Raw genomic sequence first — 21,234 nt, forward strand, 5'->3', positions numbered from 1 at the left:
CTCAGGCGGCATTCTTGAGTTTCGGGTCCAGCGCATCGCGCAAACCGTCGCCCATCAGGTTGATTGCCAGCACGCTGAGCAAAATGGTCAAGCCAGGCAGGCTCACCACCCACCAGGCGCGTTCGATGTAGTCTCGGGCCGAGGCCAGCATGGTGCCCCACTCCGGGGTTGGCGGCTGGACGCCCAGGCCGAGGAAGCCCAGGGCGGCGGCGTCGAGGATCGCCGAGGAAAAGCTCAAGGTTGCCTGCACGATCAGCGGCGCCATGCAGTTGGGCAGCACAGTGATGAACATCAGGCGCGGCAGGCCGGCACCGGCCAGGCGGGCGGCGGTCACGTAGTCACGGTTGAGTTCGCCCATCACCGCGGCGCGGGTCAGGCGCACGTAGGACGGCAGCGACACGATGGCGATGGCGATCACGGTGTTGATCAGGCCAGGGCCGAGGATGGCGACAATCGCCACGGCCAACAGCAGCGAGGGTAGGGCGAGCATGATGTCCATCAAACGCATGATGGTCGGGCCGAGCAGACGCGGGAAGAACCCGGCGAACAGTCCCAGCAGGATGCCCGGGATCAGCGACATCACCACCGACGACAAGCCGATCAGCAGCGACAGACGCGAACCCTGGATCAGCCGCGACAGCAAATCGCGCCCCAGTTCGTCGGTGCCCAGCAAAAATTGCATCTGACCGCCTTCGAGCCAGACCGGCGGTGTCAGCAAAAAGTCGCGGTATTGTTCGCTCGGGTCATGGGGGGCGACCCACGGGGCGAAGATCGCGCAGAACACGATCAGGGTCATGAACATCAGCCCGGCCACGGCGCCCTTGTTGCGGGAAAACGCCTGCCAGAATTCTTTGTAGGGGGACGGGTACAGCAGGCTTTGATCGACTGCTACCGAGGTAGTTGGAGTACTCATGGTTTTGATCTCAGCGCTGGTGACGGATACGTGGGTTGGCAAAGCCGTAGAGCACGTCCACGACGAAGTTGACCAGAATCACCAGGCAGGCGATTAACAGGATGCCGTTCTGCACCACGGGATAGTCCCGGGCGCCGATGGCTTCGATCAGCCACTTGCCGATACCTGGCCAGGAGAAGATCGTTTCGGTCAGCACCGCACCGGCCAGCAATGTGCCGACTTGCAGGCCGACCACGGTCAGCACCGGGATCAGCGCGTTGCGCAGGCCATGCACGAATACCACTCGCGAAGGCGACAGGCCCTTGGCGCGTGCGGTGCGAATGTAGTCTTCACGCAGCACTTCGAGCATCGAGGAGCGGGTCATGCGGGCGATCACCGCCAGCGGAATAGTACCCAGCACGATGGCCGGCAGGATCAGGTGGTGCAGGGCGTCGAGGAATGCCCCCGGCTCATCGGCCAGCAGCGTGTCGATCAGCATGAAGCCGGTTTTCGGCTCGATGTCGTAGAGCAGGTCGATCCGTCCCGACACCGGCGTCCAGCCCAGGGACACCGAGAAGAACATGATCAGGATCAGGCCCCACCAGAAGATCGGCATCGAATACCCCGCCAGGGAGATGCCCATCACCCCGTGGTCGAACAGGGATCCTCGCTTGAGTGCCGCGATCACCCCGGCCAAAAGGCCCAGGATACCGGCGAACAACAGGGCGGCCATGGACAGTTCCAGGGTCGCGGGAAACAGGGAACTGAACTCGGTCCAGACGCTTTCGCGGGTGCGCAGCGATTCGCCGAGATCGCCCTGGGCCAGTTTGCCGATGTAGTCCAGGTACTGGGCATACAGCGGTTTGTTCAGGCCAAGGCGTTCCATTGCCTGAGCGTGCATTTCGGGATCGACCCGACGTTCGCCCATCATCACTTCCACGGGGTCGCCGGGGATCATGCGAATCAACGCGAAAGTCAGCAAGGTGATGCCGAAGAACGTGGGGATCAATAATCCCAGTCGGCGGGCAATAAAACTAAACATCTTAAGGTGTACCTCATCAGCCGGTTAGGCGTGCCCGACAGCTCCTGGATAAGAGTTGTCGGGCGTTTTCTTATCTACTTCACCTGGGTGGTGGCGAAGTTATTGGTCGTAAGCGGGCTAATCACATAGCCCTCTACGTTCTTGCGCATTGCGGTAAACATTCGGGTGTGGGCCATGCTGATCCACGGCTGGTCCTGGTTGAAAAGCACCTGGGCCTGTTCATAGAGCTTGGTGCGCTCCTCGGGGTTCACTGTGGCGCGGGCCTGGTCGATCAGCGCCTGGAATTGCTCGTTGCACCAGCGCGCGTAGTTTTCGCCGTTCTTGGCCGCTTCGCAACTGAGCATAGGCGTCAGGAAGTTATCCGGGTCGCCGTTATCGCCCGCCCATCCGGCGGAAACCATGTCGTGCTCGCCGTTCTTGGCGCGCTTGAGCATTTCGCCCCATTCCATCACGCGGATGTCGACCTTGATCCCGACTTTGGCCAGGTCGGCCTGCATCATCTGCGCGCCGAGCATCGGGTTGGGGTTGGTCGGGCCGCCGCCGTTACGGGTGAACAGGGTGAACACGGTGCCTTCAGGTACGCCGGCTTCCTTGAGCAGTTGACGGGCTTTGTCCAGGTCCCGGGGCGGGTTTTTCAGATCATGATTGAAGCCCAGCAGCGTCGGTGGGTACGGGTTGACCGCCACGGTGGCATTGCCCTTGCCGAACAGGGCGTTGACGTAGGCTTCCTTATCGAAGGCCAGGTCGATGGCTTTGCGCACCCGCACATCGCTCATGTATTTGTGACTGGTATTCAGGGCGGTGTAGGAAACGGTCATCGCGTCCAGTTCCGTCACCTTCAGGTTCGGGTCTTTCTTGATGCTGGGGATGTCATCGGGTTTTGGATACAGCGCGATCTGGCACTCGTTGGTCTTGAGCTTTTGCATGCGCACGTTGTTGTCGGTGGCGATGGCCAGGATCAGCGCATCGGCCGGTGGCTTGCCACGGAAGTAGTCCGGGTTGGCCTTGAAACGAACCTGGGCATCCTTGTTGTAGCGCTGAAAAATGAACGGGCCGGTGCCAATCGGCTTGCTGTTGAGGTCGCCGGTCTTGTTTGCCTTGAGCAACTGGTCGGCGTATTCGGCCGGGTAGATCGAGGAGAAGGCCATGGCGATGTCCGCCAGAAATGGCGCCTCGCGGCGGGTCAGGCTGAACCTGACGGTGTGCTCGTCGACTTTCTCGACGCTCTTGAGCAGCTCTTTGAAGCCCATGCTTTCAAAGTAGGGGAAGCCTACGCTCGACAGTTTGTGCCAGGGATGATTCGGGTCCAGCTGGCGCTGGAAACTCCAGACCACGTCGTCGGCATTCATGTCGCGGGTCGGCTTGAAATAATCGGTGGTGTGAAACTTGACGCCTTTGCGCAGATGAAACGTGTACGTCAGGCCGTCGTCACTGATGTCCCAGGATTCGGCCAGGGCCGGAATCACTTCGGTGGTGCCGGGCTTGAAGTCGGCCAGGCGATTGAAAATGGTTTCTGCCACGGCGTCGGCAGTGACTGCAGTCGTGTACTGGACCATGTCGAAGCCTTCCGGGCTGGCTTCTGTACAAACCACCAGGGGTTTGGCCGTGGCGCCTACGGCGACACTCAGCAACGCAGCGGCGATGGCTGCGCGTAGGGGATTCATGTTCATCGGCAATCCTCTGCAATCGGTTAAATGGCAAAAACCGAACGACCGACCTCGTGAGTCGGCCGTTCGGTGGATGGTTTAGAGAATGTTGAACGGGATGGTGGTGACCAGGCGGAATTCGTTGATGCTGCCATCAGACTGGTTTTCGCTGGCACGGTGAGCGGTGTAGGTCGCACGGATCGCGGTAGCTTTCAATGGGCCGCTTTGTACGGCATAGGACGCGCCGATGCCGTATTCGTAGTGATGTTCACCGTCTTGAATCTGAATGCCATCGTAGCCTTTGTCGATCACACCGTTGTTGCCTTTGTAATGGGTGCCGTCGATGCCCCAGCCGCGCGCTTGGTAGATGTTGAACTTCAGACCTGGAACGCCATATTCAGCCATGTTCAGGCCGTAGGCGATCTGGAAGGATTTTTCGTTCGGGCCATTGAAGTCCGACAACAGGGAGTTGGCCAGATAGATGCCGTTAGTTTCGTTCAGGTAATCGAAATACTCGTTACCGTTCACTTGCTGGTAGGAGAGTGTCAGGCTGTGGGCCTGGTGCGCGAGGCCAAACGATAAGGAGTAAGTGTCGTTGTCGATGTCGCCGATTAGCGCCTTGCCTTCCTCCTGGGTTTTGTAATAGTTCAGCCCGGTGGTCAGGCTCAGTACCGAACTGTCGCCCAGCACATGAGTGGCGCCGAAATAGTATTGATTCCAGAGATCTTCGGCCTTAGTGGCCCAGAGGCTCGTGGTCAGGCTAGCGAGTGGCGTGTAAGTGATGCCGGCGGTGTTAATGTGATCGGACTCTTGCCGACCGTTAGCATACTCGGCGCGGAATTTACGCAGGCTTTGTTCCGAACGAGGAGATACGCGGTCGAAAGTTGCTACGTCAAAAGTCAGGTTTTCCAGCTCCGCGACATTCAGGCTCACCCCTTGAAAGCTCGACGGCAGGGCACGGTTGCCGATGGTGTCGACTTGCGGGCTGCTATAGCTCTGGCGACCGGCCGTCAGGGTGGTGCTGGAGACCCGCGCCTTTACGTTGGCCAAGCCCAGTTTGCTCCACTGGCCTACCGCGTCACCGCCTTTTTCGGTCAGGGTGCGGTTGTTGCCCGAAGCAGTGCCCGTCTTTGGCGCGCCACCGTTGCCGGCGGCCAGGTTCTCGCGATCCCGCTCTAGTGCAATGGCGTTGTAGGCAGCGATTTCAGTGCTGAAACCAACAGTGCCTTCAGTGAAGCCCGAATTGTAATTGACGATAGTGCCCTGAACCCAGTTGATACGACGATCAGTTTCGGCCGGAGCGCCATTTTTGATGTAGCCAAACTTGGCACCGCGCTTGAGCTGCTCGTTCGCGTACCAGTTACGCGTAGACCCCGTCACCGACTGGCCTTCCAGAAAGCCGGTGGCTTCGCTCTGGGCGTTTTTTTCTTTCACGGTCACCGGAGTGAACGCCTGGCTCTGTGATTCTGCGTACGCCGTGGCCGTAACGCTGCTGATGGCCAAGGCCAGTAACGCGGTGTTGCTCAGTTTCATCGGTAACGCTCCTTTTCTTTCTTTTTAATGCCGGTCTTTTTTAGTGATACGGCTATCGGTTTTTACAACTCATCTTGGCTTCGCAAACGTTTGCACTACGCCTGAACGGTGAATTTCGGCAAGACGTCTGCGTGAGGGCCCCAAATGGGGCCCTGCTGTACGGCTAATCAGTTATGGGTTCAGGCTGACGCCCGAGAACACGTTGCGACCGAAGGGGCTGACCTTGAACCCTTCGACTTTGGTACTCAGCGGCTGGTTGACCGTCGAGTGGGCGACAGGGGTGATCGGCACTTGCTGCTTGAGCAATTGCTGGGCCTGTTTGTAGAGCACGGTGCGCTGGTCGCGATCGGTGACGACCTTGGCCTGCTTGATCAGCTTGTCGTAGTCCTGATCACACCACATGGAGTAGTTGTTGCCGCCAATGGCATCGCAGCTGTACAGCGTGCCCAGCCAGTTGTCCGGGTCCCCGTTGTCACCGGTCCAGCCGATCAGGCTGACATCGTGCTCGCCGTTCTTGGTGCGCTTGATGTATTCGCCCCATTCATAGCTGACAATCTTCACCTTCAGGCCGATTTTCGCCCAGTCGGCCTGAAGCATTTCGGCCATCAGCTTGGCGTTGGGGTTGTACGGGCGTTGGACCGGCATGGCCCAGAGGGTGATTTCGGTGCCTTCCTTGACCCCGGCAGCCTTGAGCAACTCCTTGGCTTTTTCCGGGTTGTAGGCGGTGTCCTTGATCGTATCGTCGTAAGACCACTGGGTTGGCGGCATGGCGTTGACCGCCAGTTGCCCCGCGCCCTGGTACACGGCGTTGAGGATGCTCTGCTTGTTCACCGCCATGTCCAGCGCCCGGCGCACTTCGACCTGATCGAACGGTTTGTGACGGGTGTTATAGGCGATGTAGCCGAGGTTGAAACCGGGTTTCTCGATCAGTTGCAGTTTCGGGTCGTTCTTCAAGGCCGGCACATCGGCTGGACGTGGATGCAGGGTGACCTGGCATTCGTTGGCCTTGAGTTTCTGCACCCGTACCGAGGCATCGGTGTTGATGGAGAAGATCAGGTTGTTCAGCTTGACCCGCTCCGGCGCCCAGTACTGTTTGTTGGCGACATAGCGGATGTTGGAGTCTTTCTGGTAGCTCTTGAACTCGAACGGCCCGGTGCCGATCGGCTTCTGGTTGATGTCGCTGGGCTTGCCGGTCTTGAGCAACTGATCGGCGTATTCGGCCGACAGGATCGCGGCGAAACTCATGGCGATGTTCTGGATGAACGCGGCGTCCACGCTGTTGAGCGTCATGACCACGGTCAGCGGCCCGGTGGCCTCGACCTTGGCGATGTTCTTGTTCAGGCTCATGCCGTTGAAGTACGGAAACTCGGTCGGGTAGGCCTTGCGGAAGGGGTGCTGCGGGTCAAGCATGCGGTTGAAGGTGAACAGCACGTCGTCGGCGTTGAAATCCCGGGTCGGCGTGAAGTAATCGGTGGTATGAAACTTCACCCCTTCGCGCAGGTGAAAGGTGTATTTCAGGCCGTCTTCGGAAATGTCCCACCTAGTCGCCAGGCCAGGTACGACGTTGGTCGCGCCCTTTTCAAATTCGGCCAGGCGGTTGTACAGCGGTTCGGCGGCATCGTTGTCAGTGGCGGTGGTGTATTGCGCGGTGTCGAAACCGGCGGGGCTGCCTTCGGAACAGAACACCAGGCTGCCGCCGGCGGCCTGGGCCATGGAAGTGGCGGCCAGCAGGCCGGTGCCCAGCAATGCGGATAAAACCAAGGTATGGCGCATGACGCTCCCTCTCTCTATGGGGTGTTTAACAGTGACCGGCGCCCTTGCAGGACCTGTCCGGGCACTGAGTTCAATCCATTGCGAACAGCGATGCCGCAGCGCCAGCAGATCGACCTGGCTCCCGACGGTATGGGCCGCGGGCCAGGCAGTAAATGCGTAACGCCTGAAAGACTTGTGGGAAAAGGCGATACGTCCTAAACCAGCTGCTGTGGTACGCAGTGCTTTTGGATGTAGGCGTTTTCCTGAGTCTTGGCCTAAAGCAACGGTATGCCGTGGGAGCGAGCCCTGCTCGCGATGGCGTTGTTGGTACACCGCCATCGCGCTTAAAAAGGGGCTGCTACGCAGCCCAGCGGGAGCAAGCTCCCTCGCCACAGGTCACTTTATTTGCTGACGCTGACGCCGTAGAAGGAGTTCAAGCCAAACGGGCTGATCTTGAAGTCCTGCACATTGGCGCGCATGGGTTGATACACCGTCGAGTGAGCGATAGGTGTCATCGGCACAGCGTCCTTGAGGACGTGTTGCGCCTGTTTGTACAGTTCGGTGCGCTTGGCCTGGTCGGTCGTGCGCTTGGCCTGCTTGACGAGGTCGTCGAACTTCTTGTCGCACCATTTGGAGAAGTTGTTACCGGCCAGCGAGTCGCAGCCGAACAGCACGTTGAGCCAGTTGTCCGGGTCACCGTTGTCACCGCTCCAGCCAATGATCATGGCCTGGTTCTCGCCGCCCTTGGAGCGCTTGATGTACTCGCCCCATTCGTAGCTGACGATGTTGACGTTCAGGCCGATCTTCTTCCAGTCGGACTGCAGCATTTCAGCCATCAGCTTGGCGTTCGGGTTGTACGGACGCTGTACCGGCATCGCCCACAGGGTGATGTTGGTGCCTTCCTTGACGCCGGCTTCCTTGAGCAGCGTCTTGGCTTTCTCAGGGTCGTACTTGGCGTCCTTGATGGTGGTGTCGTAGGACCATTGGGTCGGCGGCATGGCGTTGACCGCCAGTTGGCCAGCGCCCTGGTAGACCGAGTCGATGATCTGTGGCTTGTTGACCGCCATGTCCAGCGCCTGGCGAACTTTCAGGTCGGCCAGAATGTTCGGCTCGTTGCTGCCCTTGATCTTGTCCATCACGTTGTAAGCGATGTAGCCCAGGTTGAAACCCGCCTGGTCAGGCATCTTCAGTGCCTTGTCTTCTTTCAGCGCCTTGAGGTCGGCTGGGCGTGGGAAGAGGGTGACCTGGCACTCGTTCTTCTTCAGCTTCTGGATGCGTACCGATGGGTCGGTGGTGATGGCGAAGATCAGGTTGTCGATCTTCACGTCTTCAGGCTTCCAGTAATCCTTGTTCCCGGTGTAGCGGATGTTGGAGTCTTTCTGGTAGCTCTTGAACACGAACGGGCCGGTGCCGACCGGTTTCTGGTTGATGTCGGGGGCCTTGCCTTCCTTGAGCAGTTGGGCCGCGTACTCAGCGGACTGGATCGAGGCGAAGCTCATGGCCATGTTCTGAATGAACGCGGCGTCAACATCCTTGAGGGTGAACTTGACGGTGTGGTCGTCGACTTTATCGATCTTGGTGATGTTGGTGTCCATCCCCATGTCGGTGAAGTACGGGAATTCGGTCGGGTAGGCCTTACGGAACGGGTCATCCTTGCTGATCATGCGATTGAAGGTGAACAGCACGTCGTCGGCGTTGAATTCACGAGTCGGCTTGAAATACGGGGTGGTGTGGAACTTGACGCCTTCACGCAAGTGGAAGGTGTAGGTGAGGCCGTCTTCGGAAATGTCCCATTTGGTCGCCAAGCCAGGAATCACAGCGGTGCCGCCGCGTTCGAACTGGGTCAGGCGGTTGAACATGGTTTCTGCAGAGGCGTCGAAGTCGGTTCCGGTGGTGTACTGACCAGGGTCAAAACCGGCCGGACTCCCTTCGGAGCAGAACACCAGGTTAGTCGCCGCATGGGCGAAAGGTGCGCTGGCTAACAAGCCTGCGCCGACTAAAAACGGAATGACCGCGTGTTTAAGCATGTTGGCCTCATGATTTGTTGTCATTTTTGGATTTGAGGGCGACCTCGTGAGTCGTCCTGCGGATACTTATGCAGGCCCCATACCCAATGCAAGATCCAGAGCGGTTACAGGCCTGAAACAGTGGCACGAACGTACCTTAATGTCGCATCTGTGTAACTTCTGACGCATTTGATCGTTTGCGGGGCCGTTTTTGATACAAGTTGCGCCCGATTCCTGTGCGCCTCGAAGGTATTTGTGCACCGCATTGGGGCAGGTATCACCCCATGAAACCCGCGAGATAGAGGGGTGCAACCAAAGGGGCCTTGTGTGTTTAACCACGCGGCCTTTGTGTGTATTGCGCGCTACTGCATGTGACTGATCCTCTGTGGGAGCAAAGCTTGCTCGCGATGGCAGCCTGACAATTACCCCTCCATCTCCAGACCGGTGGTCCGTACAGCCCCTTGTTTGCGCATTCATTCATTGACGCCAGAATAATGGCTATCTAATATCGCGCCACTATTTTGATGTCACTTTCTGGCCCGGGGGTAAGCACCAGCCTTCACCCACCCCTGGAGCAAAGTCGTGTCTGGTTTTGCCGCCGCTCGACATTCGCATGGAAGTGCTTCTTTAAATTCCTGCTGCAACGAGACTCGATCATGGACGACCGCCAACACGCCTTTCTGGCCTGCCAGCCTTCTGCTGCCTTGCAAACCCGCGAGCACTTCTGGGGCATGCCCAAGCGCGGCCTGGCGTTCCTGTTGGCCAACGTCATGTTCTGGCAACCGCTGTGGGCCCAGGCTGACGGCATCGTGGTCAGCGCGCCGGGCACAGGCCTGGACCGGGCCGGCAACGGCGTGCCCATCGTCAACATCGCCAAGCCCAACGGCAACGGCCTGTCCCACAACCAGTTCAAGGATTACAACGTCGGCAGCAACGGCGTGATCCTCAACAACGCCACCTCGCGCACCCAGTCCACCCAGTTGGGCGGGATCATCCTCGGCAACCCGAACCTCAATGGCACGGCGGCCAAGACCATCCTCAACGAAGTCAACGGCGGCAACCCGAGCCAGTTGCGCGGCTACACCGAAGTGGCGGGGCAATCGGCCCACGTCATCGTTGCCAACCCGTACGGCATTACCTGTAATGGTTGCGGTTTTATCAACAGCCCGAAAGTGACCTTGAGCACCGGCAAGCCGGTGGTGGAAAACGGTCGGCTGGATCGTTATCAGGTGGATAAAGGCAGCGTCGCCATCGAAGGCGCAGGCCTCAACGCCAACAACGTCGACCACTTCGAAATCATCACCCGCAGCGCCAAGATCAACGCCGAGATCCAGGCCAAGAACCTGACGATTATTGCCGGACGCAATGACGTCAACGCCGACACCTTGAGCGCCACCGCCCGCGCCGATGACGGCAGCGCTAAACCGGAACTGGCCATCGACTCCTCGGCGCTGGGAGGGATGTATGCCGGGGCGATCAAGTTGGTGGGCACCGAGGCCGGTGTTGGCGTGAAGCTGGACGGCAAGTTGATTGCCAGTGGTGGGGATATTCAGCTTGATGCCAACGGCCACCTGAGCCTGATTGACACCTCGGCCAGCGGCGCCGTCAAGGTCAAGGCTGCCAGCCTCGACGCCCGTGGTCCGGTCTACGCCGGCACCACGTTGAACGCGCAAACCCAGGGCAACCTGACCAATCAGAAAACCCTCGCGGCGCGCAACTCCATCACCCTGAATGCCGGTGGGCAGTTGAGCAACAACGGCATCATTGAGGCCGGGGTCAATGCTGATAACTCGCGCAATGCGGCGGGGGATGTGAGCCTCACGGCGCAAAACCTCAGCAACAACGGCAAGAGTGTGATCGCCAGTCGCAATCTGACGGCCAATGTTGCGCAGACGTTGAACAACCAGGGCGGGACCTTGAGTGCGGGGCAAACCGGCACGGTAAAAGCCGGGACGTTGGATAACCAGAGCAAGGGGCGGGTGCTGAGCAGTGGTGCGTTGAGCGTGACGGTCAGTCAGGTGTTCAACACCAATGGAGTAATCAACAGCACCGGGAATCTGACCGGGACGATCGGCCAACTGAATAACAGTAACGGCGAAATCTCCAGCGCCGGCATCACGCGCCTCAACGGCACCGCACTGAATAACCGTAGCGGTCAGATCCTCGGCGACCTAGGCCTGAGCATCGACCTCAGCGGCGCGCTGGACAATCGCGATGGTCTGCTGGGCTCGGGCAAAAACGTTGACCTACGCGCGGCCAGCCTCGACAACCGTGACGCTGGGGTGGTGGTCAGTGACGGCACCCTTACCACTCGTATCAGCGGTTTGCTGGATAACCAGAACAAAGGTGAGATCACCGCCAAAGGCGTGAGCGATGTGCGTAGCGTCAGTCTCGACAACCGTGGCGGCGTGATCAGCGGCAAAGACACTCTGACTGTGACGGGTGGTTCGACTGATAACCGTGGTGGTGTGATCCAGGCGGACAAGCAGCTAAAACTTCAGGTTGGCCGATTGGATAACCGCGATAAAGGTTTAATCAGTAGCAAGGCTGGTATCACCTATGAGGGCGTGCGCCTGGATAACGCTGGCGGCCTGCTCAGTGCCGTAGGTCCGGTCGCCCTCAATGCTGATGAAGTGCAAAACGCGGCCGGACGGATCTCGAGTCAGAACGACCTCACCGCCACCATCGGTCTGCTACAACAGCAGGGTGGTGAACTGGTCGCTCAGGGCAATCTGAAGCTGACCGGTACTAGCCTTGATAACCGCAATGGCGGGTTGATCGGCACCACTAAAGCGCTGACGTTGAAGGTCGAGGACATCGACAACCGCGCCGGCGAGCTGTCCAGCAGTCTGTTGTTGGACATCGACGGCCAGCGTCTGGACAACAGCGACGCAGGGAAAATTCTCGCCGCTACCGATCTGGAAGTGACCGTTGCCAAACTGATCAACCAGAACAAAGGCCTCATCGTTGCTCAGGGTTCGACGGTTCTCAGCGGTGCAACGCTGGACAACAGCGGTGGCAGCCTTAACAGCCTAAAAGGGCTGGACATTACCCTCGACGATGCCTTGCTCAATACCCAGGGGTTGATCAACAGTGAAGGGGCGCTGACCGTCAACGCTCAGAGCCTGGACAACACCGGTGCGACCCTTGGCAGCGCCGGTGCGTTGTCCGTAACCAGTCGTGGCGCCTTGCTCAACCGCGGCGGCTCGATCAGCACCGACAGCACATTGATGGTCGACAGCGTCAGCCTGGACAACAGCCAGAAAGGCCTGATCTCCGGCAAAGACACCACCACCGTCACCACCGGCGATATGAATAACAGTCAGGGCGGTCGGTTCATTAGCGGTACCACCCTGGATCTCACCGCCAAGCAGGTCAACAATGCCGCCGGACGTATTGCCAGCCAAAAAGCCTTGACCGCTTCGGTCACGGGGCTTGATCAACAGGGCGGTGAGCTATTCAGCCAAGCCAGTCTCAGCCTGGACCTGAACAACGGTCAACTGAACAACCAGGGTGGGCTGATTAACGCGCCGTTGCTGATGCTGAAAAACCTCAACGGCGTTAACAACCAGAACGGCGAAATATCCAGCCAGCAGGCGTTCAACGTAACCGCCAGCGACCTGAACAATAACGGTGGCAAGCTGCTGAGCAGCCAAGGCCTGACCCTGCGCATTACGCAGGCCCTGGATAACATCAAGGGGGTGATCTCCGCCGCTTCCCTGGACAGTCGCAGCGCAAACCTCAACAACAATGAAGGCCTGATCAGCAGCTTTGATCGACTGGAACTGCGAACTGACAAAACTCTGGATAACCAGAGCGGCACCGTGGTCGCTGACGGTGAGCTTCTGCTGGTCGCCGAAACCCTGAATAACCGCACCGGTGAAATCGCCGGCAAGGCTGACGCCATTGTTCAGGTTACGTCTCTGGACAACAGCAAAGGCCAACTGATCACGACCGGCACCTTGCAGGTCACCGCCGACACGCTCGATAACCGCTTGAACGGTCTGTTGGGCGCAAGCAAAGCCATGACCCTGACGGTTGATGACGTCGATAACCGTGGCGGCGAACTCACCGCTAATTCTGACTTGTCGATCATCGGTACGAAATTTGATAACCGCGATGGTGGCAAGGCCTTCGCCGGCCAGGCTATGAAGCTGACCGTCGATCAACTGCTCAACGGCAACAAAGGCCTGCTCAGCGCCACCACCACCCTGAACGTTGAGGGGCGTTCGCTGGATAACACCGGCGGCAATCTGTTGAGTGTGCAGGGCATGCACCTGGACCTGACCGACGCATTCGACAACAGCCAGGGCCAGGTCAGCAGCGAAGGCACCTTGACCGTCGAGACCGGCGAACTGATCAACACCCAAGGCAGTCTTTCCAGTGCGGCCGATCTGAAACTCACCAGCGACACGCGCATCAACAACCAGGGTGGCAACCTGATCACCGATGGCACGCTCACGCTGAACAGTACCAGCCTCGACAACCGCCAGGGTGGCAGCATCAGCGGCAAGGGCGCGGTAACGGTCACCACTGGCGCGTTCGACAACAGCCAGGGCGGTCGTGTGACCAGCGCCGCCACGCTGGACCTCGTCGCGGGGCAGGTCACTAACCAGGAAGACGGCCGTATCGGCAGTCAGGGCGCCTTGACCGCGTCGGTCACAGGCCTTGATCAGCAGGGCGGCAAGTTGTTCAGCAATACCCGCCTCAGTCTGGACATGCACAATGGCCAACTCAACAATCAGGGCGGGTTGATCAACACACCGGGCGCTCTGCTGCTCAAGCAACTCAACGGCATCAACAACCAGGGCGGTGAAATTTCCAGCGCCCAAGCATTCACCCTGACCGCACAGAACCTGGACAACAGCGGCGGCAAACTGCTGAGCAACCAGGCGTTGACTTTGCGCATCACCAACGTGATGAACAACCTCAAGGGTCAGATCGGCGCGGCGGCCCTTGATGTACGGGCCGCCAGTTTGAACAACAGCGGCGGTAGCTTGGTCAGCCGAGGCAATCTGGAACTGACCTCCGATGGCTTGTTGCGCAACGACACTCAGGGTCTGATCAGTGCGGCCCAGACCCTCACGCTCACCAGTGGTGATTTCAATAACCAGGGCGGCACGGTGCTCGGCGTCGACGCTGTCACCCTCGACACCCAGGCGCTGAACAACCGTGAAGGCGGATTGATCAACAGCCAGGGCAATCTGACGCTGACCGGCACCCAACTGGACTCCAGCAACGATGGCGAAGTCTCGGCCAAGGGCGATATCAACCTGACGCTGGTCGGCCTGACCCAGCAGGCCGGACGCTTACTCGGGGACAAGGCCGTCACCGTGGACCTTGCCAACGGCGACTTTGACAACAGCAATGGGCTGCTGACCGCCAAGGGACCGCTGACCTTCAACCGTCTGCGTGACCTCAACAACCAGAAAGGGGAAATATCCAGCAGCCAGGGGTTCAATGTCATCGGCCGCGCCTTGAACAACAGTTCTGGCAAGCTGATCAGCAGCCAACAATTGGGCGTCGCTGGCACGACTCTGATCAACCAGAAAGGGCTGATCTCTGGTTGGCAAGGCCTGACCGTTGAAGGCGGCAGCCTGGATAACCGCGACAACGGCACGCTTTCGAGTCGCAGCGGTGATGTTGCCGTGGACCTCAAGGAGGCGCTGCTCAACAGCAATGCCGGTGCGTTGGTCAGCCAGGGCGAGCTCAGCGTCAAATCAAAGAGCCTGGACAACAGCAACAAAGGCATCCTCAGCAGTGGCGCGGGGCAGACACTAGAGCTTGAAGGCGAGCTCAAGAATGGCCAAGGCGGCCTCATCGACAGTAGCGCGGGGCTTGATATCACCGCCACCGGGTTGACCAACGTCGGTGGTGCCGTCAACGCGCAACAGTCCATCAATGCCGATGTGAACTCCCTGGATAACCGCGCTGGGCAGATCGTTGGCAATGCTGCACTGACGCTGAGCCTGCTCGGTAGCTTGAACAACAATGACGGCAAACTGGCCGGCGCCGGCCCGATGCTGATTAAGGGCGTGACCGATCTCAGCAACCAGAAAGGTCAACTCGCCGGCCAAAGCACACTGACCTTGCTGACCCAAACCCTGGACAACAGCCTGGGCGGGACTGTCGCGGCCAACGATGCTCTGCTGGTCACAGCCAGCGGTGCGGTGCTCAACAACGCCAACGGACTGATCTACAGTCAGAAGGCCGACGTGCAGGTCCAGGCGGGCAGCCTCCTCAACGGCAAAGGCACGATTCAGAGCGAGAACGGCCTGACCCTCGATATCAGCGGCGACTTTGATAACCAGAGCGGCAAAGTCATCGCTCAAAGCGGAACGACCTTCGTCAAGGCCGCCAATATCGACAACCGTGGTGGCATATTGTCGAGCATCGCGGGCGCGTTGGAAGCTCGGACCGTTGGCGTATTGCGCAACGGTTATGACCTCAATAACAGCAATCAGCGCGGTATCATCCAGGGCCAGGCATTGAAACTCACCGCCCTGGCCGGCCTGAACAACATCGGCGGACGGATCTCGGCGCAAGGCTCCGACGCCAGCGTCACCAGCGCTGCCTTCGAAAACCGAGAGGGCGCGCTTTACGCCAAGGGCTTGGCCGCAGTGACCGGCACAAGCCTGAACAACGCCAGCGGTCAGATTGCCGGTGACACTGTCAATCTGAGCCTCACCGGAGCCTTGAACAACCGCGCCGGTATCATCGAAAGCGACACCCAACTGACCACCAAGGCGATCAGCCTCGATAACCAGGCCGGACAGCTTCGTTCACTCGGCAGCACAGGCAAAACCAGCTTCCAGATTGGCGGCCTGCTGGACAACCGTAATGGTGTCCTGGAAACCGCCAACACCGACCTCACACTGGCCGTCGGCAGCTTCCTCAACGGCGGCGGTCAACTCAACCACGTAGGCCTTGGCACGTTCGATATCTCCACCGCCAACGTGATGGGTGCCGGCGGCGGTATCACCACCGGCGGTACGTTGGCTCTGAATGCCGACACCTGGACCAACTCCAGCGTGATCCAGGCCGGGCGGTTGAACGTCAATGTCAACAACTTCACCCAGACGGCCAGCGGCCAACTGTTGGCCACCAGGCATTTGCAAGGCCGCGGGACAAACTGGATCAACAACGGACTGATCGCCAGCGACGCCAGCCTGGATCTGCAACTGGGCGGTAGCTATGGCGGCAACGGTCGGGTGTCGAGCCTTGGCGACCTGTACCTGAGTGCTGCGCAGTTGAACCTCAATGCGGCCTCCAGCATTGCCGGTGGCGGTGCCACCACGGTCAAGGTTGGCGGACAGCTAAGCAATGCGGGCAGGTTGACATCCAATGGGGGGCTGACTGTTGAGGCGGGGAGCCTGAACAACACCGGCACCCTGGGCAGTGCGCAGTCGTTGCGGGTAAAAACGCCTTCTTTGATGAACGACCATGGGCTGATTTTTAGCGGGGATGACACCGCGCTGGAAGTCGGCAGTGTGACCAACAGCTATGGCGACTTCTACAGTCTGGGTGATCTCACTGTTAAAGGCTATAACGGCGCGGCGCGGGCCAATGTGCTGGAAAACATCTCCGGAGTCATGGAAAGCGCCGGGGACATGTCCATCAATGCCACCACCCTGAACAACCGTGGCGAAAAATTCGAAGTTGCCCGCAAGCTGATCTCGTCGTTCATTGCCGTGCATTGCAATGATTGCAGCGGCGACACCTATTACGTCGACTACGGGTTGCGTGAAATCTACGAAGGGTCGGTGGTCGACCAGTCGCCAACGGCCAAACTGACCGCCGGCGGTAACTTCACCTTCAATGGTGGGGACTTCCTCAACAGCCGCGGCGAAGTGACGGCGGCTCGTAACATCACCATCGCGGCCAACAACTTCAGCAATATCGGTGCGGCGAGTGGGACCATCGAGCGCACCCGGATTTTCAGTGCTCCGGGAATTACCGACGGTACGCATAACCGGTTTGCCCTTGGGGCGATGTGGGAGTTCAACAAGCGCAACGACAACGGGCCGTTGACCTTTCACTACATCGATGATGTCGGGCAATTCCGAACCACCGACTACGCGATGGAAAGGTACTACCAAAAAGGTAGTGAAGAGGAGCGCATGATCCTGGTGGATAGCGTAACCAGGCGCAAACTGGATAGATATGGCGCATGGCATAAGCCTGAGCGCTATGAAACGTCCGAATACGACCCCGACAACCTGCTGCCTCTTCCTGCCCAGCTCACCCGCTTTAACGTGAGCAGCGACGTGGAAGTTTCCCGGGACGGAGGTTCTGTTCAATCGGCTATCGTCCAGGCGGGTGGCAAGGTCAGCATTAGCGCGGCGCAAACCCTGAGCAACAGCGTCGTACACGAAGATTATGCCTTCAGTGCGGGTGTTGATCGTCGGCAGAACACGCTGGGCGGTGGTACCGGTAAACCCTTGCTGGTGCATCTCAACAGCCAGCTCCCCCCCGATCTTTCCAAACAACAGGTCAATCCGCTAAGCCTGCCGGGATTCGTATTGCCGACGGGGCAGAACGGTTTGTTTCGCCTCAGTGACCAGGGTGGGACGTCCAAACCGATCCCCTTGGCTCCGACTGGGTCGCAGGGCTGGAGTCTGAATAGCGCAGGCGTCGATGCGCTGCAACATACGGCGGTTGCTGCCCTCGGCCCACGCACCCTATCGGTGGACGGCCCAGTATCCGTCTCTGACAGTCAGCGGGCCGTCGACCCGGTAAGGCGTCTGCCGTTGCCGGTCACGGAGAATGCCAGCGCTGTTGACGTCTCGGTTCTTTCGACCGCGATCGGGGCAGGTCCACGCGCCGACATCAAGGCGGCGTTGGTGACGCGGCCTGTCAATCGCGTCACCGGTCTCCCGGATGTCCAGGCACCGTCCAATGCGCACAAGTACCTGATCGAAACCAATCCGGTGCTTACCAACCTCAATCAGTTCATGAGTTCGGATTATCTGCTGGAAAACCTGGGCTACGATCCAGACACTGCCGCCAAACGCCTGGGTGATGGCTTGTATGAGCAACGCCTCGTTCAGCAGGCCGTTGTCGCCCGCACTGGCCAGCGTTTCATCGACGGCCAGACCTCCGACGAGGCGATGTTCAAATACCTGATGAACAATGCCATCGCCAGCAAGGAGCAACTGAACCTGGCAGTGGGCGTAACCCTCACCGCACAGCAGGTCGCCGCCCTGACCCATGACATTGTCTGGCTCGAAGAGCACCAGGTGAATGGCGAGAACGTGCTGGTGCCGGTGCTGTACATGGCCAACGCCAACAACCGGTTGGCCGCCAATGGCGCGTTGATCCAGGGCTCTGATGTCACGCTGATTGCCGGCAAGGACCTGACCAACTCCGGAACGTTGCGAGCCAGTAACAATCTCTCCGCCACTGTGGGCAATGACCTGGTCAATAGCGGGTTGGTGGAAGCGGGGAATCGGCTGGACCTGCTGGCCGGCAACAACTTGGTGAACAAGGCCGGCGGGATTATCGCCGGGCGTGATGTGAACCTCGTGGCGGTCAGTGGCGACGTGATTAACGAGCGTACCGCGACGACGCTGGACTCACGGTACTCCAGCACCACGCTACACCGCGATTATGTCGACAGCGCCGCCCGGATCGAAGCGGCCAATGAGCTGACGATCTCGGCCGGCCGTGATGCCGTCAATGCCGGTGGGGTGATGAAAAGTGGTGGCGATACTTACATCGATGCCACTCGCGACATCAGTGTCCTTGCCGTGCAAGAGCGCGACTCTGGCAAACAATCTCGCTTCCGCAACGAAACGATTACGCAGCACAGCGCCAGTATCGACGCCGGGCGAGACCTGACGCTCAAGAGCGGACGCGACATAGCGGTGGTCGCCAGTGACATCGCGGCCAAGCGCGACGTGTCGATGACCGCGGCCGGAAACCTGCTGCTGTCTTCCGCTGCCGATGAAAGTCACAGCTATTCCAGAATCCGCAAGACAACCCGTCAGCAAGACAAGGTCACTCAAGTGGCTGCCACCGTCGAGGCGGGGGGCGATGTATCGCTTAGTGCCGGCGGTGACATGGCGTTGGTGTCCAGCCGGATAACGGCGCGGGACGAAGCGTATCTGGTGGCGGCAGGAAAAGTCGAACTGCTTGCGGCGCAGAACAGCAGCTATTCGCTGTACGACATGAAGAAAAAAGGCAGTTGGGGTAGCAAGAAAACCCAACGCGATGAAGTCACCCACATCACCAATATCGGCACGCAAATCAGCACCGGTGGTGATCTGACGGTGCTCAGCGGCGGTGACCAACGCTACCAGGTGGCCAAGCTTGAAAGTGCCCAGGACATCAACCTGGCCAGCGGCGGCGCTATCACCTTTGAAGGTGTTAAGGACCTCCATCAGGAGAGCCATCAGAAAAGCCGCAACAGTATGACCTGGAACTCCGCCAAGGGGCGGGGTAACACCGACGAAACCTTGCGCCAAAGCCAACTGATCGCCCAGGGCGACCTGGTCATCAACGCCGTCAATGGTTTGAACATTGATATCAAGAAGATCAACCAGAGCACCGTCAGCCAGACCATCGACGCCATGGTCAAGGCCGACCCGCAACTGGCCTGGCTTAAGGACGCCGAGCAACGCGGTGATGTGGATTGGCAACTGATCAAGGAAACCCACGAGTCGTTCAAGTACAGCAGCTCGGGTATGGGTCCGGCGGCGATGCTGGCGGTGATTATTATCGTCACTGTTCTGACGGCCGGCACGGCAAGCGCAGCGGTGGGAACAGCAGCCAGCGCGACGGCGGGTTCAGGCACGGCGATGGCGGCAAGCGGGATCGCATCCGGTGCAGCGCTGACGGGGGGAGCTGCCGTTGGTTCCACTGTTGGGGCCGGGCTGGGGAACATAATGGCCTCCGCTGTGCTGACCTCAATGGCCAGCGGCGCAACGGTCAGTGCGATTAATAATCAAGGTAACGTGGGGGCAGTCTTCAAAGACGTCTTTTCATCCGAGAGCCTGAAAGGCTATGTGCTGGCAGGTGCATCAGCGGGGATCGCATCGCAGTTCGGGTTTAGTGCTACGGATCTGAAGTTTGATCTCGCCAGTGCGAAGAGCGTGGCGATCAAAGTGGCCGCTGACGCTGCAGCCAAGACAGCAATCATGGGGGGGAGTCTGAAGGACAACCTGGTGGCTTCTGCGTTGGGTTCGGCCATCAGTATTGGTGGGGCGGTTTCGGCCAATAAAATTGGTGACATTACTGTCTTTGACGACGGCAAGCTTTCCAAAGTCGTGATGCATGCGGCTTTGGGTGGTTTGATGGCTGAGGCGATGGGAGGGGACTTCCGCACAGGTGCGCTTGCTGGTGGGGCGAATGAAGCGCTGGTAGATGTCCTTGCCGATAAATTGTTACCAGTTGGAGTTGATAGAAACAGCCTGGAGTACCAGCAAGGGATGAGCAAATTGTTGGCTGCCTCTCAGCTGATAGGGGTGTTAACGGCAGCCCTAACCGGTGGGGACGCATCCGCGGCTGCTGCGGTGGCGGCAAACGCAACGCAGTACAACAACCTCGACCATCCTTCGGCAGAGCGCCTGCTCAAAGAACTTCAAGGCTGTCGGACGACAGGAGGTTGTAGCGCAGCGAACATCCGCGAAATTGTCGGGCGCTATGAAGAACTATCTGCTCAGCGTTCCATGGCCATCAATGCCTGCGAAAGTAGAGCTTGCGTAGAAGGAATCCAGAAAAGCGCGGTTTCGCTGGAGGCTCCCGTCGCCAAGGATCTAATGGACTTCCTGCGGCGTAACGTCTCTTACGATATGGCTGGGTTGCTTACAGGAAACCCTGGGGCTGTTGCCGTTCCATCGCAGGGCGTGGATGGCTGGGGCGCGCTGTTTACCTCAGATAAGCAAATGGCTTTTGCGAAAAACCTTAAGGAAGGTTGGCTGACACCAAGCGAATTGGCAGGGGTCGATCAATGGGTTAAGGAAACCAGTTGGCTTGATCAACAGGCCGGACGGCAGTTGTCGCTGAATGAGCGGGCGACGTTGTTGACTGAGCTGAAGATTACACTGGGTATGGCTATCCTGGGTAAAAGTCCGGTAGGTGCGGGTAACGGTAATGCAACGAATCCGCGCGTCAAGGTCGAGCCAATTTACAAGACAAATGCAGAGGCCCAGCGAGCGGCAAAAGTGTTAGGGTTCTCAAAAATAAATGAAACAGTACATGGTGGACAGGCGGTATTTAAGCTAGGGAATCGCTACATAACCAGGGATCTTGATGGGCATAATGGTGGTGCTTGGAAAATGGCCGACTCCGTTAAGGCTCTTGGTCGTAAAGAAACACGCTCAGGAACATTTGATGTGAATTTAAATCGTATTGGAGATTGAT

The 21,234-nt window shown here is 58.9% G+C and carries 7 protein-coding genes; 1 reads left to right on the forward strand and 6 read right to left on the reverse strand.

Features of this window, described 5'->3' with window-relative positions:
* Window position 1: 1 nt before the first annotated feature.
* From BW979_RS07680 to BW979_RS07705, 6 genes are all read right to left on the reverse strand, one after another.
* Window positions 2-913 (reverse strand): ABC transporter permease subunit, encoded by a 912-nt coding sequence (locus tag BW979_RS07680; RefSeq protein WP_047229030.1) that lies wholly within the window; start codon window positions 911-913, stop codon window positions 2-4.
* Between the two features lie 10 nt (window positions 914-923).
* Complete coding sequence (locus BW979_RS07685) at window positions 924-1,934, reverse strand: ABC transporter permease subunit (RefSeq protein WP_047229029.1); 1,011 nt, start codon at window positions 1,932-1,934, stop codon at window positions 924-926.
* Between the two features lie 74 nt (window positions 1,935-2,008).
* The gene (locus BW979_RS07690) at window positions 2,009-3,604 is read right to left on the reverse strand and encodes an ABC transporter substrate-binding protein (RefSeq protein ID WP_076383542.1); all 1,596 of its coding nucleotides are present in this window, start codon (window positions 3,602-3,604) and stop codon (window positions 2,009-2,011) included.
* A 75-nt stretch (window positions 3,605-3,679) separates the two neighbouring features.
* A complete protein-coding gene (locus tag BW979_RS07695; protein ID WP_076383543.1) occupies window positions 3,680-5,113 on the reverse strand; it encodes an OprD family porin in 1,434 nt (477 codons plus the stop codon).
* 171 nt (window positions 5,114-5,284) lie between these two features.
* The gene (locus BW979_RS07700; protein ID WP_076383544.1) at window positions 5,285-6,886 is read right to left on the reverse strand and encodes an ABC transporter substrate-binding protein; all 1,602 of its coding nucleotides are present in this window, start codon (window positions 6,884-6,886) and stop codon (window positions 5,285-5,287) included.
* A gap of 380 nt (window positions 6,887-7,266) precedes the next feature.
* A complete protein-coding gene (locus BW979_RS07705) occupies window positions 7,267-8,892 on the reverse strand; it encodes an ABC transporter substrate-binding protein (RefSeq protein ID WP_076383545.1) in 1,626 nt (541 codons plus the stop codon).
* Between the two features lie 635 nt (window positions 8,893-9,527).
* On the opposite strand from BW979_RS07705, the gene BW979_RS07710 reads away from it, so the two are divergent.
* Window positions 9,528-21,233 carry a two-partner secretion domain-containing protein gene (locus BW979_RS07710; protein WP_076383546.1) on the forward strand — a complete coding sequence of 3,902 codons (11,706 nt, stop codon included), beginning with the start codon at window positions 9,528-9,530 and terminating at the stop codon, window positions 21,231-21,233.
* The last annotated feature ends 1 nt before the right edge of the window (window position 21,234 follow it).

The sequence above is a fragment of the Pseudomonas sp. A214 genome (assembly GCF_900156295.1).
Taxonomy (GTDB): Bacteria; Pseudomonadota; Gammaproteobacteria; order Pseudomonadales; family Pseudomonadaceae; genus Aquipseudomonas; species Aquipseudomonas rhizophila.